Origin of the sequence: Limnospira sp., from assembly GCF_051859755.1 — a bacterium.
Taxonomy (GTDB): domain Bacteria; phylum Cyanobacteriota; class Cyanobacteriia; order Cyanobacteriales; family Microcoleaceae; genus Limnospira; species Limnospira fusiformis.
This window is the reverse complement of sequence record NZ_JBIMLI010000023.1, coordinates 22,756-46,434: the sequence shown is the minus strand read 5'-3', so window position 1 is coordinate 46,434 and position 23,679 is coordinate 22,756. Positions and strand designations below refer to the sequence as shown.

Annotated in this window: 16 protein-coding genes; 11 read left to right on the top strand and 5 right to left on the bottom strand. The window is 43.0% G+C overall.

The window, feature by feature from the left end; genetic code table 11:
• Positions 1–275: 275 nt before the first annotated feature.
• Positions 276–719 (top strand): T3SS (YopN, CesT) and YbjN peptide-binding chaperone 1, encoded by a 444-nt coding sequence (locus ACTIE0_RS06475; protein WP_006622096.1) that lies wholly within the window; start codon positions 276–278, stop codon positions 717–719.
• Between the two features lie 218 nt (positions 720–937).
• On the opposite strand, the gene ACTIE0_RS06470 is transcribed toward ACTIE0_RS06475, so the two are convergent.
• Positions 938–1,744, bottom strand: a complete 807-nt coding sequence (locus tag ACTIE0_RS06470) for a COP23 domain-containing protein (protein WP_006622094.1) — start codon at positions 1,742–1,744, stop codon at positions 938–940.
• Positions 1,745–1,884: 140 nt separating this feature from the next.
• On the opposite strand from ACTIE0_RS06470, the gene crtR reads away from it, so the two are divergent.
• From crtR to lepA, 4 genes are all read left to right on the top strand, one after another.
• On the top strand, positions 1,885–2,790 hold the full coding sequence (gene crtR / locus ACTIE0_RS06465) for a beta-carotene hydroxylase (RefSeq protein ID WP_006618003.1): 906 nt from the start codon (positions 1,885–1,887) through the stop codon (positions 2,788–2,790).
• Positions 2,791–2,800: 10 nt separating this feature from the next.
• A complete protein-coding gene (gene lepB, locus ACTIE0_RS06460) occupies positions 2,801–3,394 on the top strand; it encodes a signal peptidase I (protein ID WP_006618002.1) in 594 nt (197 codons plus the stop codon).
• A gap of 165 nt (positions 3,395–3,559) precedes the next feature.
• On the top strand, positions 3,560–3,883 hold the full coding sequence (locus tag ACTIE0_RS06455; RefSeq protein ID WP_006618001.1) for a DUF1825 family protein: 324 nt from the start codon (positions 3,560–3,562) through the stop codon (positions 3,881–3,883).
• A gap of 193 nt (positions 3,884–4,076) precedes the next feature.
• Complete coding sequence (lepA, locus tag ACTIE0_RS06450; RefSeq protein WP_006622093.1) at positions 4,077–5,891, top strand: translation elongation factor 4; 1,815 nt, start codon at positions 4,077–4,079, stop codon at positions 5,889–5,891.
• Between the two features lie 46 nt (positions 5,892–5,937).
• On the opposite strand, the gene ACTIE0_RS06445 is transcribed toward lepA, so the two are convergent.
• Positions 5,938–7,413, bottom strand: a complete 1,476-nt coding sequence (locus tag ACTIE0_RS06445) for an MBOAT family O-acyltransferase (RefSeq protein ID WP_006616477.1) — start codon at positions 7,411–7,413, stop codon at positions 5,938–5,940.
• Between the two features lie 102 nt (positions 7,414–7,515).
• Positions 7,516–9,246 carry a glycoside hydrolase family 10-like protein gene (locus ACTIE0_RS06440; RefSeq protein ID WP_006622092.1) on the bottom strand — a complete coding sequence of 577 codons (1,731 nt, stop codon included), beginning with the start codon at positions 9,244–9,246 and terminating at the stop codon, positions 7,516–7,518.
• A 241-nt stretch (positions 9,247–9,487) separates the two neighbouring features.
• Between ACTIE0_RS06440 and ACTIE0_RS06435 the strand changes: the two genes are divergently transcribed.
• The 6 genes from ACTIE0_RS06435 to ACTIE0_RS06410 all read left to right on the top strand — a co-directional run bounded on the left by ACTIE0_RS06435 (position 9,488) and on the right by ACTIE0_RS06410 (position 21,970).
• On the top strand, positions 9,488–10,000 hold the full coding sequence (locus tag ACTIE0_RS06435) for a hypothetical protein (RefSeq protein WP_006622091.1): 513 nt from the start codon (positions 9,488–9,490) through the stop codon (positions 9,998–10,000).
• A gap of 287 nt (positions 10,001–10,287) precedes the next feature.
• Positions 10,288–14,523: a PAS domain S-box protein gene (locus ACTIE0_RS06430; protein WP_006668654.1), complete on the top strand. Its 4,236-nt coding sequence runs from the start codon at positions 10,288–10,290 to the stop codon at positions 14,521–14,523.
• Between the two features lie 179 nt (positions 14,524–14,702).
• Positions 14,703–20,078, top strand: coding sequence for an ATP-binding sensor histidine kinase (locus ACTIE0_RS06425; protein ID WP_006668655.1), 5,376 nt, complete (start codon positions 14,703–14,705; stop codon positions 20,076–20,078).
• Between the two features lie 110 nt (positions 20,079–20,188).
• Positions 20,189–20,839, top strand: a complete 651-nt coding sequence (locus tag ACTIE0_RS06420; RefSeq protein ID WP_006668656.1) for a DUF305 domain-containing protein — start codon at positions 20,189–20,191, stop codon at positions 20,837–20,839.
• A 132-nt stretch (positions 20,840–20,971) separates the two neighbouring features.
• The gene (locus ACTIE0_RS06415) at positions 20,972–21,487 is read left to right on the top strand and encodes a hypothetical protein (RefSeq protein ID WP_006668657.1); all 516 of its coding nucleotides are present in this window, start codon (positions 20,972–20,974) and stop codon (positions 21,485–21,487) included.
• Positions 21,488–21,619: 132 nt separating this feature from the next.
• Positions 21,620–21,970: a hypothetical protein gene (locus tag ACTIE0_RS06410; RefSeq protein ID WP_006668658.1), complete on the top strand. Its 351-nt coding sequence runs from the start codon at positions 21,620–21,622 to the stop codon at positions 21,968–21,970.
• Between the two features lie 117 nt (positions 21,971–22,087).
• Here the strand turns inward: ACTIE0_RS06410 and ACTIE0_RS06405 are convergent, their stop codons facing one another.
• Positions 22,088–22,237, bottom strand: a complete 150-nt coding sequence (locus ACTIE0_RS06405) for a hypothetical protein (RefSeq protein ID WP_439516861.1) — start codon at positions 22,235–22,237, stop codon at positions 22,088–22,090.
• A 2-nt stretch (positions 22,238–22,239) separates the two neighbouring features.
• Positions 22,240–23,586 (bottom strand): TldD/PmbA family protein, encoded by a 1,347-nt coding sequence (locus ACTIE0_RS06400; protein ID WP_006668660.1) that lies wholly within the window; start codon positions 23,584–23,586, stop codon positions 22,240–22,242.
• Positions 23,587–23,679: the final 93 nt, after the last annotated feature.

The window sequence follows — 23,679 nt, the reverse complement described above, 5'->3', positions numbered from 1 at the left end:
ACTCTACCCAGGGACTGGAACGGTGCTTTTGGAATCTTTCTAAAAGCTTTGCGGGATACCGCCTCTGTTACCTTAACCGGTAATAGTGCTATCGTCGCATTGTCCGGGAACAACCGGAAAAATGTCGCGTAAATGTATCAGATCATGGTTGCCTGGTCGGGATATGATTTGTTGGTTGCCATTAATACCCACTAACACTAAAAAAGTTGTAGTGAGGACATTCTGGCACAAGTGTTTGGTAAAACTATGATCAATATACTGAAAGGGGGAAGCCGATGAAATTCGAGAGTGCAATACAGGAAGCCTGTTATGAGAAAATTACTACTTGGATGAGGGAACTTTACGGTAAATTTCCTTGTGCCAGACAGGATGTGCCGGGACTGGCCCTGTTTATGGGGTCAGCACTGGTGGAGGTGTTTGTTTTTCCGTGGGGAAAAGATGAGGCAATTATTAACACTCGTTCCTATGTGGTGACGGGAACAGAACTTACCCCAGACCTGATGCGGTTTCTGTTGCGGGAAAACAGCAATATGCGCTTTGGAGCCTTTGGCATTGATGATAATGGTGATGTTCTGTTCGAGCATACCATTGTGGGTTCGACCTGCGACAAAATTGAACTGGAATCTTCGGTAAATGCGGTGCTAGAAATTGCTGATGATTATGATGACAAAATTGTGGAGCGTTGGGGAGGAATGCGGGCTTTAGATCGGATTCGCTAGTATTATACTGTGGCCGATCGCTCTACCACCACCAAATTTTATCGAAAATGTCGGGCAGAATACCCCATCCTTTTTGCCAGGTGCGGATGAATGCCCGACCAATATACTCAATCTTCTCGCCGCTATCTACAGACGGCGCGTGACCTCGCTCCGGTTTTTTGGTGTTGACAAATCCTGACCCACCACCAAACCCCCGGATTTGGGGGTTTAAGGGGAGATTAGCGGAAGAAACGGCGATCCATGCGATTTCCAGTGCCGCCGTCTGCTGGGTCTAGGAAAGGTTTTAACAGAATCCCTTGGGAACGATTAGACGAACTCCTGGGAATGATGCCTTCCAGTGTACCAAGGGTTGAGCGTTCATTGACCAAAGTCAAAACTCCCTGGGTACTCTGTCCGCTGTCAGCAATTAACAAATTCTGAAAAATGCGATCGCGCACGACTTCGGCACTTTCGCCAGCCGGAACCGTCAGGACAATCCGACATTGAGGGATATCTTCCGTAGTAGCACAAACAGTGTTGTGGCCATTTTCTACAGCGGTCTGTAAAGCCACCAACCCATCAGGGCGATAGGACTCCAGACGGCTACTAATTTCCTGACAGCGACGTTGGGGAGTCCAACCACCTCCCATTTCACCAGGAACCGCCCAGGGGAAGCCTTGAGTTGGTTGGCTGACGGGATAATACATAACTGTATATTGACCGTTGACCACTTCACAGCGGAACCGGGGAATATTGGCGGTTTCTGTTTCTACTTCTACCTGGGGAATGGGAACTGTCTCCTCTTGCTGGGGAGGAATAGAGGTTTGTGTAGGGATTGGTTGTGGGTTTTGGGGAAAATTAATCCTAGGAAGACCGAGTTGATCAGTAATCTGGGACCAGGAGGGACTAAAATGGCGATCGCCTATGGACAGGGGCCTAGCTGTGGCCGCACCCTGATTGATTACCAGAGGCATGGCTAAGGATAAGCTGATCACCCCGAAAATAGGGGAAAATTTACGCCAACCAAACTTGAATTGTGTAAACATGGAATTTTTTTCCTCCTTCAGGTAAAGTAGTGATATTTTCTTAGGCAAGGTGGCAACTCATTTTGTTTACAAATATTTACAGTTGCTCAGGACTCGCGTAAAATACTCAGGTGTCAAACTTCTAAGGAGTGCAAACAATAATGTCGGAGGGCCAGAAGCTGCTGACGGTTCCCAAGGATTTCCTAGTCCCGGAAGGGGGTTTAAATATAACCCTCCTTATGTTCTTAGGGGCTATTGCGATCGTCATTAGTTCTACTCTAGGTTACTGGTGCTGGCACTGGCCTAATTGGTTCTGTTTTTTGTGTAATGTACTAGCCCTACATCTAGCAGGGACAGTCATTCATGACGCATCCCATAATTCTGCACACCGCGATCGCACCCTGAATGCGATTCTGGGACATGGTAGTGCTTTAATGTTGGGTTTTGCCTTTCCAGTTTTTACCCGGGTCCATATCCAACATCATGCCCATGTTAATGACCCAGACAATGATCCTGATCATTTTGTTTCCACAGGGGGGCCGTTGTGGTTAATTGCAGCCAGATTTTTTTATCACGAGATTTTCTTCTTCCGGCGGCGACTGTGGCGCAAGTATGAGTTACTGGAGTGGTTTTTAAGCCGTATGGTGGTCGTGGTAATTGTCGCCCTAGGGGTTCACTATGATTTTTTGGGCTATATTCTCAACTTCTGGTTTACTCCGGCTTTAGTGGTAGGACTGGCTTTGGGCTTATTCTTTGACTATTTGCCCCATCGTCCTTTTCAAGAACGCAATCGCTGGAAAAATGCCAGGGTTTATCCTAGTGCGCTCCTCAATATTTTGATTTTGGGACAAAACTACCACTTGATCCATCATCTGTGGCCGTCAATTCCCTGGTATAAATATAAACCTGCCTACGAAGCGACTAAACCTCTGTTAGATGCCAAAGGCTCTCCCCAAACCTTGGGATTGCTTAATGGCAAGGACTTCTGGGGTTTCATGTATGATATTTTCCTAGGGATTCGTTTTCACCATCACAAATCGCCTAAGTTGTCTAACTCAGAGGATTGAATCAACCAAAATGAGATCCCAGGAACAAAAACAGGAACCACAAGGGGAAACCAAGCCCAAAGACCCGGCTCCAACCGCTAAAGGGGGGAAATTTCGGGAAAATTTGGTGATTCTGGCGGTGGCTTTGAGTCTATCGTTACTAATCCGCATTTTTGTGGCTGAACCCCGTTATATTCCCTCGGATTCAATGTTCCCGACTTTGGAAATTGGCGATCGCTTAGTGGTAGAAAAGGTTTTATATAGATTCAGTCCTCCCAAGTTTGGGGATATTATTGTTTTTACGCCACCTGGACAGTTAAGGGTTCAAGGCTACACCAAAGACCAAGCATTTATCAAGCGTATTATTGGTGAACCAGGTCAACTGGTGGAAATTCGCGGCGGTAAGGTTTATTTAGATAATGATCCGATCGCAGAAGAGTATATCGCGGAACCTCCTGAGTATGATTGGGGACCGAATTTGGTACCTGACCAACAGTATTTTGTCATGGGAGATAACCGCAACGATAGCAATGATTCCCACATCTGGGGATTTTTACCCCAACAGAACATTATTGGTAGGGCGGCTTGGCGTTTTTGGCCTTGGAAACGATTAGGGCCGATCTAAGATAAAATTTGTCTATAAGGATTATAGCCCGAAGTGGTACGGCAATTGCGACCCTTGGGGGGTACAGTAGCCGAGATTTCGGTGTTACAATTGTAGACAAAATATAGGAGCAATTCCTGGGTTAAGGAATCGCGATCGCCTGTTGTATAAAAGATTTAACCAATTATGAGTTTCTTTGAATCTGAGATTGTACAGCAAGAAGCCAAACAGTTATTTGAGGACTATCAGTCTTTAATCCAACTGGGAAGCGATTATGGGAAATTTGACCGAGAGGGCAAAAAACTGTTTATTGAGAATATGGAATCGATGATGGATCGTTACCGTATCTTTATGAAGCGGTTTGAACTGTCTGAGGATTTCATGGCCCAGATGACTATGGAACAGTTAAAAACTCAACTAGGCCAGTTTGGGATTACCCCTGACCAGATGTTCCAACAAATGCACATGACCCTAGAAAAGATGAAATCGGAACTGGAAAAACAACCTTAGATGGTTTATCCAAAAACTTGAGCCTCAGAAAATGCTGTATATGGCATTTTGGGGGCTTATTTTGTCCGCTACAAGGCTATAACCGGATTTTGGTTTGATCAGTTGTGGGTGCGATCGCTACGGTCGCCAATTTTTTGTTAAAATACGTTAAGCACCCATCCTCCCACTGACTGGTTTTAAAAAGTTACCCCTTATGACTAACGTTCCTGTAACTCGGATTCGTAATTTTTCGATTATTGCTCATATTGATCATGGTAAGTCTACCTTAGCCGATCGCCTACTTCAGCAGACCGGGACTGTCGCTGATCGCCAGATGAAGGAACAGTTCCTAGATTCCATGGATATTGAACGGGAACGGGGGATTACCATCAAACTCCAGGCCGCTCGGATGAATTATACAGCCAAAGATGGTCAGGAATATGTTTTGAATCTGATCGATACTCCTGGCCATGTGGACTTTTCCTATGAGGTATCCCGTTCTTTGGCTGCTTGTGAGGGAGCGCTGTTAGTTGTGGATGCTTCCCAAGGGGTGGAAGCGCAAACCTTGGCTAATGTCTATTTAGCTTTGGAGAATGATTTAGAAATTATCCCAGTCCTCAATAAAATTGATTTACCTGGAGCTGAACCTGAACGGGTCGCTGGGGAAATTGAGGAAATTATTGGTTTAGACTGTTCCGATGCGATCCGCGCTTCTGCTAAGGAAGGTATTGGTATTGGGGAGATTTTGGAGTCTATTGTCAAATTAGTTCCGCCTCCCAAGGATACCGTATCCGAGAAACTGCGGGCGTTGATTTTTGATAGCTATTATGACAGTTATCGTGGGGTGATTGTCTATTTTCGGGTCATGGACGGGACGGTTAAAAAAGGCGATCGCATTCGTTTAATGGCATCTGGTAAAGAATACGAAATTGATGAGTTAGGAGTATTAGCCCCCACTCAAACCCCTGTTGATGAATTGCACGCCGGGGAAGTCGGCTATCTGGGTGCGGCGATTAAGGCTGTGGAAGATGCCCGGGTTGGTGATACCATTACTATGGCTAAAAATCAGGCGGATAACCCTCTCCCTGGATACACAGAGGCTAAACCCATGGTATTTTGTGGGTTATTTCCTATTGATGCTGACCAGTTTCCCGACTTACGAGAAGCCCTCGATCGCCTCAAGTTAAATGATGCTTCTTTGTCATACGAACCTGAAACGTCTAGTGCTATGGGGTTTGGTTTCCGGTGTGGTTTCTTGGGGTTACTACACATGGAAATTGTCCAAGAGAGATTGGAACGAGAATATGACCTAAATTTGATTGTCACTTCTCCTTCTGTGGTCTATAGGGTGACCACTAATACTGGGGAAGTGCTGATGATTGATAACCCGAGTAAATTACCCGAACCTAATCACCGCGAGAAAATAGAGGAACCTTATGTGCGGGTAGAAATGATTACCCCAGAGACTTTTGTGGGTACTTTGATGGAATTAGCCCAAGGTCGGCGGGGTGATTTTCTGGATATGAAATATCTGACTATGGGGCGGACAACTTTGGTTTATGAGGTTCCTTTGGCTGAGGTGGTGACGGACTTTTTTGATCAAATGAAATCGCGATCGCGGGGATATGCCAGTATGGAATATCATTTTGTCGGCTACCGTGAGAATCCTTTGGTTAAGCTGGATATTATGATTAATAAGGATACTGTAGACTCCCTGGCGATGATTGTTCATCGGGATAAAGCCTATAATGTCGGACGGGGAATGGCGGAAAAACTCAAAGAGTTGATTCCTCGCCATCAGTTTAAGGTCCCTATTCAAGCGGCGATCGGTTCTAAGGTGATCGCTAGTGAACATATACCAGCTTTGCGTAAGGACGTTTTAGCTAAGTGTTATGGCGGTGATATTAGCCGTAAAAAGAAATTACTCCAGAAGCAGGCTAAGGGTAAAAAACGGATGAAGGCTTTGGGGTCGGTGGATGTTCCCCAAGAGGCTTTTATGGCGGTTTTAAAACTTAATCAAGATTCCTAATTTCTGGCGATGTGGTTGGGGTATCACTGGGGGGGATTTTGGGGGCTTAAAAGTCAAAATAAATGTAGGGTAAACCACCTTCTGGGGCTAATAATAAGACCGCGAAAAAGCACAGGGGAACTAAAATTAACTTAATCGGCCAGTTGAGTTGTACTTTTAAACCCCGTCGAAATGCGGTGGCGATCGCCATGGCTATGATTACCCCAACTAGAATCCTGGCTAAATCAATTCTTTCAACTCCTAAAGCCTCCACATAAACTAGGTGGGCAAATTGAATGTCGGCGCGGGTGCCCCAAAGGTTTTGCACTACCCAAAATGAATCCTTTAAGTCAGGAAGTCTGAAGAAAATCCAAGTCCAAAAAACCATTAATTGGGTGATAAACCAACTGATAATTATACCTGGAAAAGTTAGCCAAATCCACTCTATTGATAACTGTTTAGATAGGGTGTCTGTCAGTCGGTGAATGACTAAAGCTACCCCGTGTAATACCCCCCATAAAATAAACCCCCAGGCTGCGCCGTGCCAAATTCCCGCAATTAACATGACAATTAGTAAGTTGAGACAGGTGCGCGTGAGTCCCACCCTTGACCCTCCTAGGGGAAAATATAGATAATTTCGCAGCCAGTCCCCTAGGGTGATATGCCATCGTCGCCAAAAATCGGCGATACTGGTGGTAAAATAGGGAGCATCAAAATTTTCTGGTAAGTTTAATCCTAGTAGTAATGCTGTACCTCTGGCTAGGTCTACATAGCCGGTAAAATCTAAATAAAGCTGTAAACCATAAGCCACTGTAGCCAGCCATAAGTCGCCACTTCCAGCCCGTTGTAAGTTTTCAAAACTTAGGTCTACGAAAATACCAATGCGATCGGCAAAAATTCCTTTTTTGACTGCGCCCATAGCCAGCAACCATAAACCATCTGTGATTTTTTCTGGTGTGGGAAATTGCAGGGTTTGGAATTGATTTTTGAGATGATGATAGCGGGTAATTGGGCCGGCAATGAATTTGGGGAATAAGAATTTATAGCTGGTAAATTCTAGTAAAGAATTGGTGGGGGGTGCGCCTCTATATACATCTATTAAATAGGCGATTATTTCAAAGCAGAAAAAACTCAATCCTAAAGGTGGTACAATATAGGAACTTACCCAAACCGCTGCATCTTGAATCTGATTATTATTGAAGATGCCGCCAATGATATTGAGCAGAAAAGGAATATATTTAAAGCCTAGTAATAGTAGGAGGTTGATGGTAATTCCAATCCACAATAAAATCAGGCGGCGACGGTTGAAGGAACTATTGGCAATTTGCCAGTCTTCTAAAGGCTCACCGATAGAGAGGGCTAAACCAAAGTTAAAGAAAATGCACAGTAACAGCAGGGGGATATATTGAATTTGTAGGGAGGCATAAAATATTAAACTGGCTGCTAATAGTATGATTAATCTGCCTTTGCGCCAGGGTGTTAGCCAATAAATCAGGAAGACACAAAACAGGAAGATAGCGTAATCGGTGGAGATAAAAGTCATAAATAGGGAAGTGGGAAGTTGCCATAATAAAGGCGGGTTATCTGCTCAGGGTCAATGGTGACCAATTAAGTGAATTAACCCGCCTCTTGATGAAGTTAGAAATTAACTGACATTAACGATCGCCTCTGAACTTTCGTTAGCCATGCGATCGACCGCTCGGACGGCGTAGGTTCCTGGTGAGACCCTGACCGCTGTGGTATTGCGATCGAGGACTCTCACCAACTGCCAACCATTGGTAAACTGCTGGTATAAAGCCCAAGATCGGATATCATGATCAGGAGATGGATTCCAGGAAATCATCCCGGAACTAGCTTGTAAACCCGTTGGGGGTTGTGGTGGTTCATTGTCTAGCCAAGGCATAGACGGCGGCAGAGCCGGAGTTGGGTAAACAGATGATTTAAATACCTCATTCACACCACTTTGATTATCCCGAAACATCTTCATGCTAAAAAAGATATTTCCCAGGGAAAGCTGATTAGCTTTTTGGCGAGAAATCTGGACTTGTCGCTGAAACTCAGACACCGGCCAACCATTAGCCAATTGACTCAGAAAGTTTCCCGCATAAATATGGCGCTGGAAGGGGTTATTCCGTACCCACCAATCCAATAACACCGGATAGCTCTGTTGTGGGGGGTCAATGCGCCAATAAAGTTGGGGAGAGAGATAATCTAACCATCCCCTATCCATCCATAATTTGACATCAGCAAAGATAGCCTCATATTGATCCATACCCACAATTCCCGGAGCCTTTCCAGGGCGATAAATACCAAAGGGACTAATGCCAAATTTGACATAGGGCTTAATTTCCTTAATCCCCTGATATAGGCGGAATATCATCTGATTGACATTATTTCGCCGCCAGTCAGCCAGGGAGAGATTACCCCCAGCCGCTCGATAGGCGTTGTAGGTTTGTCCGTCCGGGAAAGCAATTCCGGGTTTGGGATAGGGGTAAAAATAATCATCCAGGTGAACCGCATCTATGTCGTAGCGCCGGACAACATCCATAATCACGTTATAGGTGCGGTCTTGTACTTCTTTCGCACCAGGGTCCATCCAAATTAGGTCGCCGTAGCGGTAGGCGTATTGGGGATAAACCGCGGCCATGTGATTGGGTGCAAAAGGACCCCTTTCTGAACCCATGCGGGCGCGATAGGGATTAAACCAGGCGTGGAGTTCAATATTGCGCTTGTGGGATTCTTCAACGGCAAATTGTAGGGGGTCATAGAAGGGATTAGGGGCTTGCCCTTGTCTTCCCGTCAGCCAGGTACTCCAGGGTTCAATTTGGGACTGATAGAAAGCATCGCCAGTGGGGCGAATTTGCAAGACTAGGGCGTTAAGGTTTAATTCCTGCATCCGGTTAAGGATAGCTAGGAGTTCAGATTTTTGTTGGGCTACCGATAGATTGGAAGCTGAGGGCCAGTCAATATTAACTACCGAGGCGACCCATACTCCCCTAAATTCCCGTTGATGGCTGGGTTGATTGGCTTGGGGGCTGTTGCTGGCGGTTTCAAAAGGGTTTGGTAGGGGAATTTGGCTGAGTTCAAAATCCGGCCCTACCTGGGTTGGGGTGGGTGGCGGTTGTGGGGGGTTGGTAATGGCGGAAATTATGCGATCGCCTGCTGCGGCACAATAGGCGTGGGTTTGGCTAAGGACGAATCCGAGAATCAGCCCACATACCCAAATGCCGATTTTTCTCTGGAGGCTAGTGATGGGTTTAACCGTGATAGATTCCCGGTAGCCCCTAAATTTGGCGAGGCGGCGCGAGTCGTTGTTGGATGTCATAGATGGATCTTGAGCAGATAATTTGGTGATGATTTTGGTTAGGATAAACAATTTATCAGATTTGGCCTTATAGTGGCTACTGGCTATGGTAATGCGATCGTCACCAATCCTGAGTAAATAGATATCCGGGACAATAGTTTGGTTCCGGTAATAATATCAGTTGATATCTGAGGTAAAATTTGCTAGAGTTCCGAGATACCTCTGGCAAAAGTCTCAGGAACTTAGAATCCTAGGGCAATAGCCTGTAGGATGGATCGGCAAACCACTAGGTGATTTTGAGGAGATGAGTTTAATGAAGTCTAAACTGTTAGGTGGGTTGTGTGTGCTGATTACAGCATTCATGCCTGTCAAAGCCTTCGCTCAAATTGGAGTTCCCACAACTCCATCAGATTTTGATATCAGATACCAGCGACCAGATCCGCAAACTGGCAGAGTGACTCCCCCCAGGTACTACAGCTTGCCCGATTTGGCTAATCCTTTTCGGACTCTCCCTTCTGCTTTCCGCTATCCGATTATCTATGAATTAGGAGTTAACCGCAACATCAGAAGTGACGCAGTAATCACCGATGAAGTATTTATTCCTAATCTGCCACCAATTCCGGCCGGCATTACCCTAGATAATATTCCCCGCGTCCGCGCTGAATATACCCGCCGGGTTGAGGAGTGGGGCGAACGGGTTCAGGAATGCAAGAGACTTGATCCCCTGATCATTAAAACTGATACCGGAAACCCCGTGTTAATTAATCAACGTTCTGCTGGAAGAATTGTTCTGAACGCTAACAATATTTCTGTTTGTCCCAGATAACAGAATCATAGATTATCCGTTGTTGCCCAGGTGTTGTTGCTAATCCCCTCTTGGTATCAAGACGGGGATTATTTCTATTTAGCACCGAAAATAGACTAAAATTATGCCACCTATGGCGACTGGAAATATTTTGAGCCATAATTAATCATAATCGCATCCGTCTTGGTTTTCTAAGGGTCCGAAAATTTTATGACTGCTCAAGTGATGACTCATCCCTAGGTAGTCCCTAAAGGTGGCACAGGAAACGAGGGAGTCTGCCCACAAGTTCTCTGTTATCTTAATTGATTATGATATTCTCCAATCAAATCCAGGTTTTATCTGCTCATTCCCGTCATAGGGTTAAACCGAAGAAATTAGTCAGACCCGTGATCACCCCAGATAGTCCCCTATCGGCTTTGTTTGAAGCTGGGACAGATGGGATGGTTATAGCAGATGACTTGGGATATTACCTTGATGCTAACCAGGCCGCTTGCCAATTATTTGGGTTGCCACATCAAGATTTGATGGGATGTCGGATTAGTGATTTTGCTGAACCCGGCTTTAATTTTGAGGAAACTTGGCAAGATTTCCTCCACCAAGGGGAGATGCGTGGCTCATTTCGTCTGATACGACCTGATGGTGGTGTGGTGATGGTCGAGTATATGGCTAGGGCTAATTTTTTGCCTAATTGTCATCTGGTAACTTTACGAGATGTTACCGAAATCAAAAGCCTACAAGAACAGGTAGAATCGTTGCAATCTGCCTTAGCCGCCTCTGTCTGTACTCCTGAAAAACTGGGACAGATTACCGCACAAATGGACGCAGAGTATTGTCTGCAACAAATTGGTCGCCACATTCCTGGGATAATTTATAAGTTTTGTCAAAATCTCGATGGTGGGTTTGCTTTTCCCTACAGTAGCGAAGGGTTACGAGAGATTTATGGTATTGAACCAGAAGCCGTGCGGTCTGATGCTAGTGCCCTTTTTAATGCGCTGCATCCTGATGATATACAGTTGGTAGAAGAGTCGATTTTGGCATCGGCGAAAAATTTGACTCCCTGGCTTTGCGAGTATCGTATAACTCACCCTGATGGTCGATTGTTATGGTTGCTTGGTCATGCTACACCCCAACGAGAGCAGGATGGTAGCACGACTTGGTATGGTTATGTGCGAGATATTACTGAGCAAAAAGAAAGTGAAATTGCCCTACGAAGAAGCGAGAGTCAGTTTCGGAATTTGACTGAAAATCTCAATGATATGGTGTTTATTGCTGATGTGGATGGCACTTTTAGTTATGTGAGCCCAAATTTTGAAGAAATTACGGGATATCCCATTGATGAGTTGTTGGGTATTTCTTTTGCCGAGTTTGTACATAGTGAAGATCTGCCAATTTGTGTAGATGCTTTTCATCGAGCTTTATTAGGGGAAAAAGTGCGAGGTGCTGAATATAGGGTGTTACATAAAGATAATCGCTATTACTGGCATTCTACTAATGTGTCGGCGATGAGAAATGATGAAGGTGAGGTGATAGGATGTTTGGGAATTGCCCGATATATTCATGACCGTAAACAGGCGGAAATGGCGGTGCGGGAAAGTCATATTCGTTTAGAAATTGCCCTAGAATCAGCTGATATTGGCACTTGGGATTGGAAGATGCAAACTAATGAGTTGGTTTTATCGGAGGAACATTGGCGGAATTTTATCGGTGCGACGGAAGGGGTGGTTCATCATAATGTTAATGAGTGGATCAGTCGAATTCACCCAGAGGATATGGAATTAGTTTCTGAGAATATGAATCGACATATCCGGGGAGAAATTGATATTTATGAGACTGAACATCGTTTACGATGCGAGGATGGTTCCTATAAATGGGGTTTAGGTATTGGTAAAATTGTGGAGAGGAATCGTTTGGGTGAACCGCTGCGATTTATGGGAATTTATCAGGATATTTCGCAGCGTAAAGCTAATGAACTGGCGCTACAAGAACTGACTAATCAACTGCAAAAAGCTCAAAAAGTGGCGCATCTTGGGAACTGGTCTTTTGAGACTCAAACCCAAAAGGTTACTTGGTCGGAAGAGGTATTTAATCTGTTTGGTATGAGTCCGGAACAAGGTGAGCCGACTTTTGCAGAACATCTGACCAGAATTCACCCTGACGATCGCTCTTTCTTTCAAAATAGGGTTGCGGAAGCTAATAAGGGGATTCCCCAAAACTTCGATTTTCGGGTTGTGCGTGCTGGTGATGAGGTGGCTTATCTGAATGCTCGGATTGAAATAGAACAGCGGGACGAGCAGGTGGTGCGGATGTTTGGGACGGTGATGGATATTACGGAAAGAGTGAAGGCGCAAGAGGAAGTTTATCAATCGCGGGAGTTGTTGCAAACTATTCTTGATGCTCTGCCACAGTCGATATTTTGGAAGGATTCTCATAGTGTGGTTATGGGGTGTAACCAGGCTTTTGCTACGGCTTTCGGTCGTGAAAATACGAGCTTTTTTATAGGAAAAACGGATTATGATTATTGTGTGAGCCGAAAAGAAGCTGAACATTATCGCACTTGCGATCGCCAGGTGATGAATAGCGATCGACCCCAAATCAAATTAATTGAAAATAAAAGCAATGCTGATGGTAGCATTAATTGGGTAGAAACCACTAAAATACCTCTCCATGATGCCGACGGAAAGGTAATTGGTTTGGTGGGAATTTTTGAAGATATTACAGACCGGATACAGGCGGAAAATGCCTTAAAAGAAAGCGAGGCTCAGACCCGCGCTTTGCTGGATGCTATTCCTGATATGATGTTCCGCTATAGATCCGATTATGTTTTGGTTGATTATAAGCCATCTCCACAGGTGACACCGTTAATAGAACCCTCGCAATTTTTGGGTCGAAATATCCATGAAGTCTTGCCTGATTTTCTGGCTATACCAACCAGTCAAGCTATTGCAGAAACCCTAAAAACTCAACAAATTCAGGTGTTGGAATATGAACTAGAAATGCCTGAAGGGGTCCGAAATTATGAGGCGCGGTTTGCTCCCTGTGGTAATGATGTTTTGTCTATTGTTCGAGATATTAGTGAACAGCAAGCGGCTTTAAGGGAACGCCAAAAAGCGGAACAAAAGTTGCAATCTTTGCTGAGTCGCACCCAAACTTTAAATCGGATCAGCACCGAAATTCGCAATTCTCTTAATTTAGATACGATTTTGCAAAATGCTGTCAATGCGATTTTTCAGGAAATTCAAGTTGATATTTGTGCATTTGTATGGTATAGAGCCGATACCAATCCACCCTGCTTAGAAAATGTTAAGGAGCAGAAAAATTCAGGAATACCTAGTTGGATAGGGAGTTATAATATTGATGATTTACCGAAATTATTTTATCATTTATTTCATGGCAAAATATATCGGGTAGATGTAGTTAAGGATAGCCAAGATGAACCCTTAAAAGAATTTTGTCAACAGTCAGGAATTGACAGTTATTTGGTGTTACCTGTGCATACTGCTGGCGGGACAATTGGAGGTTTTGAAATCGGGAGAGTTCAGAGTGATTGTATTAAGGGTTGCGAATGCGATCGCTCTTGGTTAGATGATGAAATAGAACTCCTACAAAATCTGGCAACTCAGGTAGCGATCGCCATTTATCAAGCTCAACTTTATCAGGAGTCCAAAGCCAAAGGTAAGGAATTACAAAAAGCATATCGGGAATTACAAGAAACACAAGTGCAGTTAATTCAAGCTGAAAAAATGTCTAGTTTAGGTCAATTAGTCGCCGGTGTGGCTCATGAAATCAATAACCCAGTTAGTTTTATTTACGGCAATTTAACCCACACTTCTACCTATACGGAATCTTTGTTAGAATTGATTGATACTTATCAAGAATTGTATCCTGACCCTCCCCCAGAAATTAGCGATTTAATTGAGGATATGGATTTAGATTTTATTAAGGATGATTTCCCAAAAATCATTAGTTCAATGACTAATGGAGCCTCCCGGATTCGGGATATTGTTAAATCCCTGCGTACCTTCTCCCGTTTAGATGAAGCCAAGTTAAAATCGGTGGATATTCACGAAAATATTGATAGCACCTTAGTGATTCTCCAAAATCGCGTCAATGGTAGCAATGGAAGTCCGGTAATTCAGGTAATTAAAGACTATGGAGATTTGCCGTCATTTGAATGTTATAGCAGCCTATTAAATCAGGTATTTATGAATTTACTCATTAATGCTATTCAGGCGATCGAGGAAAGACGAAATCTATTAAATACTGCGGCAAACTCTGATTATAGAGGATGTATAAACATCAAAACACGCCTCGCCCAGAAAAAGCAAATATTGATTGCCATAAAAGATAATGGTATTGGCATCAGTCCCGAACATCAAAACAAAGTGTTTAACCCATTCTTTACGACCAAAGCCGTAGGTCAAGGTACAGGGATGGGATTACCAACTAGCTACCAAATTATCACCCAAAATCACCACGGAGAGTTGAGTTTTTCATCAGCCCCAGGGGTGGGGACAGAATTTGTGATCAAGTTACCCTTGGCATAACTGCGAAGTTTGTATTACTCTATAGCACAATTTACAGAAAATTTTGGTTTTATGGGTTAAGCTATCAAAAGTTTAATCACAGACCGCCCACAATTAACTAGACCGAGGCTAGGAAAGCCTGGAAGCGCCTATCTATCCAAGTTCTGATTGAGTCAACCCTATTAACTACAGACTACGCCATGATTATGACTCTTCCCTTGTACAACTTTGGCGAAATTATCTATCAAGGAACCCGCACCATAGTTTATCAGGGTACTAAAACCAGTGATAACCAAGCGGTAATCATTAAGGTTTTACGAAATCCCCATCCGAATTTTAATGAACTGGCTCAGTTTCGCAATCAATATACACTGGCGAAAAATCTGGAACTGGCGGGAATTGTCAAACCTTTATCTTTAGAAAGTTATGGGAATAGTTATGCCTTAGTGATGCCCTATGAGGGACATATTTCTCTGAATCAGTGGGCTCATGAAAAATTATCAATTCCTGATTTTTTATCCATAGGGTTGCAACTGGCAGAAATTCTACACGGCTTATCTCAACAGAAGGTAATTCACAAAGATATTAAACCCGCCAATATCCTGATTCATCCGGAAACCAAAGAAGTTAAACTGATTGATTTTAGCCTAGCTTCATTATTGCCCAAAGAAAATCAGACTATCCAAAATCCTAATATTTTAGAAGGGACTTTAGCTTATTTATCCCCAGAACAAACTGGCAGAATGAATCGTGGCATCGACTACCGCAGTGATTTATATTCTCTGGGAATAACTTTCTATCAATTACTGGCGGGAGAGTTGCCTTTTAATGTTGATGATCCTATGGAATTAGTCTATTGTCATTTGGCTAAAATGGCAACTCCATTACATGAGGTTAACCCTGATGTGCCGAAGGTTTTATCTGATATAGTTGCCAAATTAATGGCAAAAAATGCTGAGGATCGTTATCAGAGTGCTTTGGGACTCAAACATGATTTAGAAAAGTGTTGGCAACAGTGGCAAGAAACTGGTAATATTGGCGAGTTTGCGATCGCCTCTGGTGACTTGAGCGATCGCTTTTTAATTCCCGAAAAACTCTATGGTCGAGAAAACGAAATTGACGAATTATTAGCAGCCTTTGATAGGATAGCTAATGGCGCATCAGAAATTATGTTAGTTGCCGGGTTTTCCGGTATTGGGAAAACCGCCGTAGTCCATGAAGTTCACAAACCGATTACTCGTCAGCAAGGCTATTTTATTCAGGGTAAATTTGACCAATTAAATCATCATATCCCTTTATCTGCTTTTGTGCAAGCACTCAGGGATTTAATGGGGCAATTTTTATCAGAATCTGACCTAGAAATAGCCCAATGGAAAGCCACAATTTTAGCAGCTTTAGGGGATAGCGGACAAGTTTTAATTGAGGTAATTCCCGAACTGGAACAAATCATCGGCCCTCAACCTCCCGTCCCCGAATTATCAGGAACTGCCGCCCAAAATCGGTTTAATTTACTCTTCCAAAAATTTATAGCAGTCTTGACAACTTCTGAGCATCCACTGGTGATATTTTTGGATGATTTACAGTGGGCAGATTTAGCCTCTCTGGAGTTAATGAAGCTATTAATGGAAGAAAAGACCTATCTACTGTTATTGGGGGCTTATCGGGATAATGAAGTGTCTCCCGTGCATCCTTTGATGTTCACAGTAGAAGAACTGAAAAAAATGGGTAAAACGGTTCATACTATTACTTTAAGTCCTCTGGAGTTTGAGGATAGTAATCAGTTAGTGGCGGATACCTTAGCTTGTACATTTGAACTAGCCGATCCTATCACCGAATTAATTAATCGTAAAACCAAAGGAAATCCGTTTTTTATCACTCAGTTTTTGAAAGCATTATATAACGATAAATGTATTAACTTTAATCTAAAAAAACGCTCCTGGGAATGTGATCTAGCCCAAGTTAATTCCCTATCTATCACGGATGATGTAGTTGAGTTTATGGCGACTCAGTTGCAAAAATTACCGGAAGAAACTCAGCAGATATTACAGTTAGCGGCTTGTCTGGGAAATCAGTTTAATTTGGATACATTAGCAATTGTTTGTGAAAAATCACCAACCCAAGTAGCGATCGCTTTATGGAAAGCCCTATTATACGGTTTAATCATCCCGGAAACTCAGCTTTATAAATTATATATAGCTGAGTATAAAACGGAGTTAAACAGTATCCATACTGACAAAGTAGAATACAAATTTTTGCATGACCGGGTACAACAGGCTGCTTATTCACTAATTCCTGAACAGCAAAAACAGGCTACTCATTACCGCATAGGACAACTATTGCTGAAACAAATTCCTCTTGAGTCTAGGGAAGATTACATTTTTGATATCATCAGTAAACTTAACTATGGTATAGCCTTAATTCCCACCCAAAAAGAACGGGATGAATTAGCCAAACTAAACCTGATAGCTTGTCGGAAAGCCAAAGCAGCTACCGCCTATCAAGCGGGTTTAGATTATACCCAGACGGGGTTATATTCACTTGGGGAAAAATCCTGGGAACGACAATATCAAATCACCCTAGAATTTTATAATTTGGGGGCGGAATTAGCTGCCTTGTCCGGTGATTTTGAGACTATGAACACTTTTATTGATGAGGTGATGTCTCATGGTAAAAAGTGGGTAGAAAAAGTGGATGTTTACCGGATTAAAATTCAAGCAAATGTGGCTCAAAATCAGCTAAGTCAGGCTATTGATATTGGTCAAGAGTTTCTGCAAAATATGGGTGTAAATTACCCAGCAAATCCCACCCCAAACGATATTAACCAAGTAGTTGCAGAAGTTATCGAACTCATTGGCGATCGCGATATTGACGACTTAGTTAACCTACCCTTAATGACAGATCTAGAAAAAATCGCGATTTTGCAGATAGCCAATAGTATGATTCCCGTCGCTTATATCTGCAAACCTCCCTTATTTCCCGTGTTTATTTCTTTAGGAGTTAAGCTATCAATTGAATATGGCAATACATCAGCTTCCGCCTTTAGTTATGCCTGTTATGGAGTAATTTGTTGTAATCTCTTACAAGATATAGATAGAGGTTTGAAGTTTGGTCAATTGGCGCTAACATTAGTGAAAAAATTAGACATCAAAACCGCAAAACCAGAAGTTACTCATGTAGTATGTTTATTTATTTTACACAGAAAAAACCATCTTAAAACCGTAGTTTATCTTCTACAAGACAGCTATAAAGAAGCCTTAGAAATTGGCAATCATGAACAAGCTGGATATTGCGCTCAAACCTTTTGCCTCAACTCATTTTGGGGTGGTGAAACTCTAGTCACCTTGGAAAAGCAGTCATCTGGATACTATAACGCTTTACAACGATTGAATCAAATAACCACTGCCAATTACTGTGGAATTTATTGGCAGTCTACTTTAAATTTATTGGGGTTAGCAGTCAACCCTCACATTTTATCAGGTGAAGCGATGGAAGAAACAGAAATTTTGCCTCGCATTACTGATAGTCATGATGTGCTGGGATTGTATATATTTTATCTATATAAAATGATGCTTTCCTATTTATTTGCAGAACTCAAATTAGCTGAAACTTATGCAATTGAGGCTAAAAAATATTTAATTGGTGGTGCTGGTATGATTAGCATTCCCGGATTTTATTTCTATGATTCCCTCACGGCTTTAGGCATTTATGCTCCCGAACATGAACAGAAATCAGAATTGTGGCAGCGTGTAGAAGAGAATCAACAGCATTTAGGTCACTGGGCATATTATGCACCAATGAATCATCAGCATAAGCTGGATTTAATCGAGGCGGAAAAATGTCGAGTTTTAGATCAAAAAGTTGAGGCTATAAATTTATATGACCAGGCAATTTTAGGAGCCAAAAAACACGAATTTATCCAAGAGGAGGCTTTAGCTAATGAACTAGCGGCTAAGTTTTATCTGAATTGGGGTAAAGAAAAGTTGGCAATGGTTTATATGCAGGAAGCCTATTATTGTTATGCGAGGTGGGGCGCAAAAGCTAAAACTGAGCAGTTGGAAAATACCTATCCTAACTTACTAAAACCTATTTTAGAAGCGACGGGATCTAATTTAACTCCTATGGCGACTTTAGCAACTGTGGTTACTCCGAGTATTTCAACTCACACATCTACATCGAGTAATCGTTCGTCGGGTTCGAGTATTAATAATTTGCTGGATTTTTCAGCGATTTTAAAAGCAGCCCAGGCCATCTCTAGTACGATTCAATTAGAGGAACTTTTGCAGCAACTCACTAAGATTATTTTGCAAAATTCTGGGGCTTCACGCTGTGCTTTAATTTTGCCTAACCCTGATGGAAATTGGCTAGTGCGATCGCTTGCTACTCCCCGAAATACGGAACTTTGTGGGGAACTTTTGAGCGAAACTACTAAGGTCCCAGTCAAACTGATTAATTATGTGAAAAATACTAAGAAAGTAGTAGTTATTGATGATATGCAAACGGATTTACCTGTAATTGATAAGTATTTACAGGGACGAAAACCTAAGAGTATGTTATGTTTACCGATTTTAAATCAGGGTAATTTGGTGGGAGTTTTGAGCCTAGAAAATCGTCGGATCAGTGGTGTATTTACGAGCGATCGCCTAGTGGTTGTGAACTTGCTTTGCACTCAGGCGGCTATTTCCCTAGAAAATGCTCGTTTATATCAACAGTCCCAAGATTATGTGGAACAAATTAAACAGTCGCAACTGCAATTAATTCAAGGGGAAAAAATGTCAGCCTTGGGGAATTTAATTGCTGGCGTAGCTCACGAAATTAATAATCCGGTCGGCTTTATTCATGGTAATATTAACGAGGCGATTAAATCCGTGCAGTCTCTGAGTGAATATCTGCAACTATATCAGGAAAAGTTTGTTGATCCTGGGGAAGACATGGTGGCTAAATATGAGGAATTAGAGATTGAGTATCATTTAGAAGATTTGCCAAAAATGTTAGAATCGATGAAACTGGGGTGCGATCGCATTAAAGATATTAGCACCAGTTTAAGGATTTTTTCCAGAGCGGATCTAGATCATCAAGTTTCCTGCGATATTCACCAAGGTATTGATAGCACTTTGTTAATTCTCAAACATCGCCTCAAGGCTAATCAACATCGACCCGCTATTGATATCGTCAAAAACTATGGCAATTTACCTCAAATCAAGTGTTTTCCCGGTCAAATCAACCAAGTTTTTATGAATATTTTGGCTAATGCGATCGATGTTTTAGATGAAGTCGCCATGACTTCAACCTTTGAGAGTCTCAAAATCAATCATCAAATTATTACCATTTCTACCCAGGTTTTGCCTGAGAAAAATTCCGTAGAGATTCGGATTGGAGATAATGGTTCCGGAATGCCAGAGGCACTAAAGTCCCAAATTTTTGATTATTTATTTACCACTAAAGGAGTAGGAAAAGGTACGGGTTTGGGATTAGCGATCGCTCGTCAAATTGTGGTTAATAAGCATCAAGGAAGTTTAGAGGTAGAGTCCGAAATCGATCAAGGTTCCGAATTCCGCATCTGTCTACCGATTGATTAATCCCAGATGTTAGGTAAACATTTGCTATGATATCTATTCCTTGACTCTCCTGTTGACTAGAGAGTTTATAATTGGGGGGGAGTTTAAGATAGTTATCGGTGAGAAAGTTAATGAATGCGAATTTCCGAAAATCAACCTGGAGTTTGATAGCCATATTGGGATTAATTGCGGGTTGTGATTCCGTACCTCCGTCCATAGAGGAACCCATAGAGATCACTGGTGAAACCGTACCAACCATGGATCATGGAGGTATGGATCATGCTGATATGGATTTAGGGCCAGCAGATGAAAACTACGACCTACGCTTTATTGATGCGATGATTCCTCATCATGAAGGTGCAATTATTATGGCACAGGAAGTTTTAGGGAAATCAGACAGACCGGAATTGCAAAATTTAGCAGTAGAAATAATTCAAGCTCAAGCCACAGAAATTGCCCAAATGAGGGAGTGGCGACAAGCCTGGTATCCAGACGCACCAGATACACCAATGGCTTGGAATAATCAAATGAATCACATGATGGAAATGTCTCCGCAACAAATCAGTGCTATGCGGATGGATATGGATTTAGGCGAAGCAGATGATGAGTTTGATCGGCGTTTTCTCAAAGCGATGATTCCTCATCATGAAGGTGCTTTAGTGATGGCTAAAGGCTTACAAGAAAAATCAGATCGCCCAGAAATGCAATCCTTAGCGGAAGACATTTTGACCTCACAGGAGGCAGAAATTGCACAAATGAAAGCATGGCTGGAGGAATGGTAACTTAAATTGAATCTAATTTAGAGCTAGGGGTAACGGACAGATAAACTATCTATAGGCGATCGCGCTAAAATGTGATATTCTCCAATTATTTCTGAAATTCCCTTAATCACCATCCCTTCCCAGAGGATATCAATGAAACGGAAACACTATTATCTACCGGGAATTATTATGTTGCTCGGTACTGCACTCCTAGGGACAGCCCTAGCCAGGGATCTGACAGACCAACAAAGAACAGTTGTCTGCAAACTGAGAGATGTGGTTGAGGAGGCGGGAAGAGACGGTTTCGAGTTAGCATTCTGGCCCGTAATTGGCAAAGGGCCCGCGAGAGTTAGCGCACCGTTAACCCTCAGACTTGATCCTTCTATCGAGTATCTTTTTGTCGGCTATTGCGATGAAAATTGCGCCGATGTGGAGTTACGAGTCAAAACCATGAGTGGGGAAGTGCTGGAATTTCACGAAGATTTAGTCTCAGTTGTTTCCTTTGAGCCTCCATTTGAGGATGACTACGAACTATCCCTAAGAATGACTGATTGTAGTGCTGAAGATGGTTGTGTTTTTGGTATGGGTATCCTAGCGCCTCGTGGTGTCAAGGTTCCCCATTCTTCCAACCTACCTACAGAATTAGCTCAATTTCAATTGTGTGATTGATTTACTTCGTGCCTAACTCCCGCCCGGAGAGTTGATCCGGGCTTTGGCAGTATTTGACATCAGAAACCGGGTTATTGCGGCTACTGGAAAGAGAAGGTTTCTCAGGCTAAAAATAACATCGCCACGCCGAAAATGGCGACTAATGCCCCTAAAAAGGCGCGGAAACTGATAGTTTCTCCCATGGATAAATACTTAACAAATAAAACCGACTCAAGATGGTATAATCCAATCAGACAAACACATAAGGTTTTGGAGATGAAAAAACAGTCTTGTCTTGCCATTTTTGTGGCTTTGTTAATTGCGGCTACAGGTTTTTGTGCTGCCCAGCCCGCTCAAGCACGTGGTATGAGGGGGCTAGGTAGAGCAACAGCACGTTCTGCTCAATATGGTGCTAGAACAGGTGATTGGGATCCATTTTTGATTTTTATTGGCTTAACAGGAGCTGTCGCCGTCATTAAAAGTTTGGGGAACTCAAAAAACTAAGCCGTCACGCTTTTGAACTTGCACTTCATCAGCGAAACTATGCTAACAGACAAAGCGAAAAGCACCTGCAACAGAACCCCAAACTCGCTCATAGGTTTCTAAAATCTCGACCCCGATCTAAACTGGTAAAAAGTTCGCAATTCCGCCTTTAATGAGGTTCAAACCCAGGGGCGGGATTTTGGTGCCGACATTAGCATAAATCACTGATGCGATCGCCCAAAATAACGCCGCCACTAGAGCCGAAATTTCCCCGGTAAATTGGGTCAATATCATCCTTCCCCGGTAATCGATAATCCTTCCACCCAAACCCGAGGAGAAACGCCGCCATCTGTGAGTTTAACTTCTGATTCCACACAGACAATAGACTTGAGTAGTTGTTTAATATCTCCAGCCACGGTAGCGGACTCAATACTAATGCGATCGCCTCCTTTAATCATCCAACCATCAAAGGGTAAAGAAAACGAGCCTTGTATAGATTGTACTCCCGAATGGAGGGCGTGCAACTCATCAATCCAGATCACATTATCAGCAGTATTAATGTTGTAGGATTCGCTATTTTCACCTGTCCCCGGAGCCACACAAAAGAAATTCGGACTCACCGACACTTTCGCCCCCATATTACCATTACCGGTAGGTTGAGCATTCAGGCGGCGGGCGGTAATGGAACTATGGAGAAAATGAGTTAATATACCCTCCTTAATTAGTGCCACTTCTCCCCTCGGTGTTCCCTCACTATCAAAGGTAGTCGCTGCGATATTTGTCGGGTGCAATTCGTAATCACTAACCGATAACATCGGAGAAGCGATCGCCGTCCCAATTGATTCCACCGTAGACAAACTCTGGCGATCCAAGACATTTTGGGCATTAAAAATATTAGAAAACCCCGCCAATATACTCAAAAAAGCCTCTGGGGAAAACATCACCAAATAGCGCCCAGATTTAATCTTTTCATAGTTCAAATGGCTGATAGTTTTCTGGGAAGTTTCCTGTAAGCATCCCTCAATATCCAACCCTTCCAAGCTACGACCCAAACGGTAAGCACCCGCACTGCGAGGCTTTTTACCATCTTCTTCAGTCTTGCTATATAGATAAATCGAGGCATAAGAAAGATGTTCTTGTCGTAAAGCCCCCTCGCTGTTCACATAAAACCGGACTAAATCCCGTTGTGACAACCCATTATAGGGAACCCCCACAATAGCAGGATGGCTATTTAATAACTTATTTTCCGCCTCCAGTAAAGTTTCTAACAGCGTATCCATAGGGGCGGCTTCCGCAGTGCGATCGCCCATGTCTTCTACCGGAGAAGTAGCCAAAGGACTAAAATCAGGTATATGTTCTTTCGCGCCAAAGCTACTAGCTTCCGATGCCGTTTGCAAAGCCAACTCCAAACCCTTGGGGGTCGTGTCATTAGTAGAAGTCACCCCCAGAGTGCCATCCTCATTCCAGACCCTCACCATAATACTAGAACGATTCGACGCTTTCACCTGTTTAGGAACCCCTTGATTAACCTGAGCGCTACTCGATTCTACCGTCGCACCAAACACATCAAACTTGCCGATTCCCAATTTACTCGCCGAATCTTTAACTTCACTAATCAAACTGTCAGTATTCATCATCTAATTAATCGCTGTTTTTTCTAATTACTGTTTCACCAAAGCAACTCAAATTCCCAGAACATTGTCGAACCGGGTTAAGGGAAGATCCCAAAA

Coding starts and splice junctions, on each gene's coding strand:
- ACTIE0_RS06475 (WP_006622096.1), top strand. CDS start 276: ATGAAATTCGAGAGTGCAATACAGGAAGCCTGTTATGAGAAAATTACT.
- ACTIE0_RS06470 (WP_006622094.1), bottom strand. CDS start 1,744: ATGTTTACACAATTCAAGTTTGGTTGGCGTAAATTTTCCCCTATTTTC.
- crtR (WP_006618003.1), top strand. CDS start 1,885: ATGTCGGAGGGCCAGAAGCTGCTGACGGTTCCCAAGGATTTCCTAGTC.
- lepB (WP_006618002.1), top strand. CDS start 2,801: ATGAGATCCCAGGAACAAAAACAGGAACCACAAGGGGAAACCAAGCCC.
- ACTIE0_RS06455 (WP_006618001.1), top strand. CDS start 3,560: ATGAGTTTCTTTGAATCTGAGATTGTACAGCAAGAAGCCAAACAGTTA.
- lepA (WP_006622093.1), top strand. CDS start 4,077: ATGACTAACGTTCCTGTAACTCGGATTCGTAATTTTTCGATTATTGCT.
- ACTIE0_RS06445 (WP_006616477.1), bottom strand. CDS start 7,413: ATGACTTTTATCTCCACCGATTACGCTATCTTCCTGTTTTGTGTCTTC.
- ACTIE0_RS06435 (WP_006622091.1), top strand. CDS start 9,488: ATGAAGTCTAAACTGTTAGGTGGGTTGTGTGTGCTGATTACAGCATTC.
- ACTIE0_RS06430 (WP_006668654.1), top strand. CDS start 10,288: ATGATATTCTCCAATCAAATCCAGGTTTTATCTGCTCATTCCCGTCAT.
- ACTIE0_RS06425 (WP_006668655.1), top strand. CDS start 14,703: ATGATTATGACTCTTCCCTTGTACAACTTTGGCGAAATTATCTATCAA.
- ACTIE0_RS06420 (WP_006668656.1), top strand. CDS start 20,189: ATGAATGCGAATTTCCGAAAATCAACCTGGAGTTTGATAGCCATATTG.
- ACTIE0_RS06415 (WP_006668657.1), top strand. CDS start 20,972: ATGAAACGGAAACACTATTATCTACCGGGAATTATTATGTTGCTCGGT.
- ACTIE0_RS06410 (WP_006668658.1), top strand. CDS start 21,620: ATGGCGACTAATGCCCCTAAAAAGGCGCGGAAACTGATAGTTTCTCCC.
- ACTIE0_RS06400 (WP_006668660.1), bottom strand. CDS start 23,586: ATGATGAATACTGACAGTTTGATTAGTGAAGTTAAAGATTCGGCGAGT.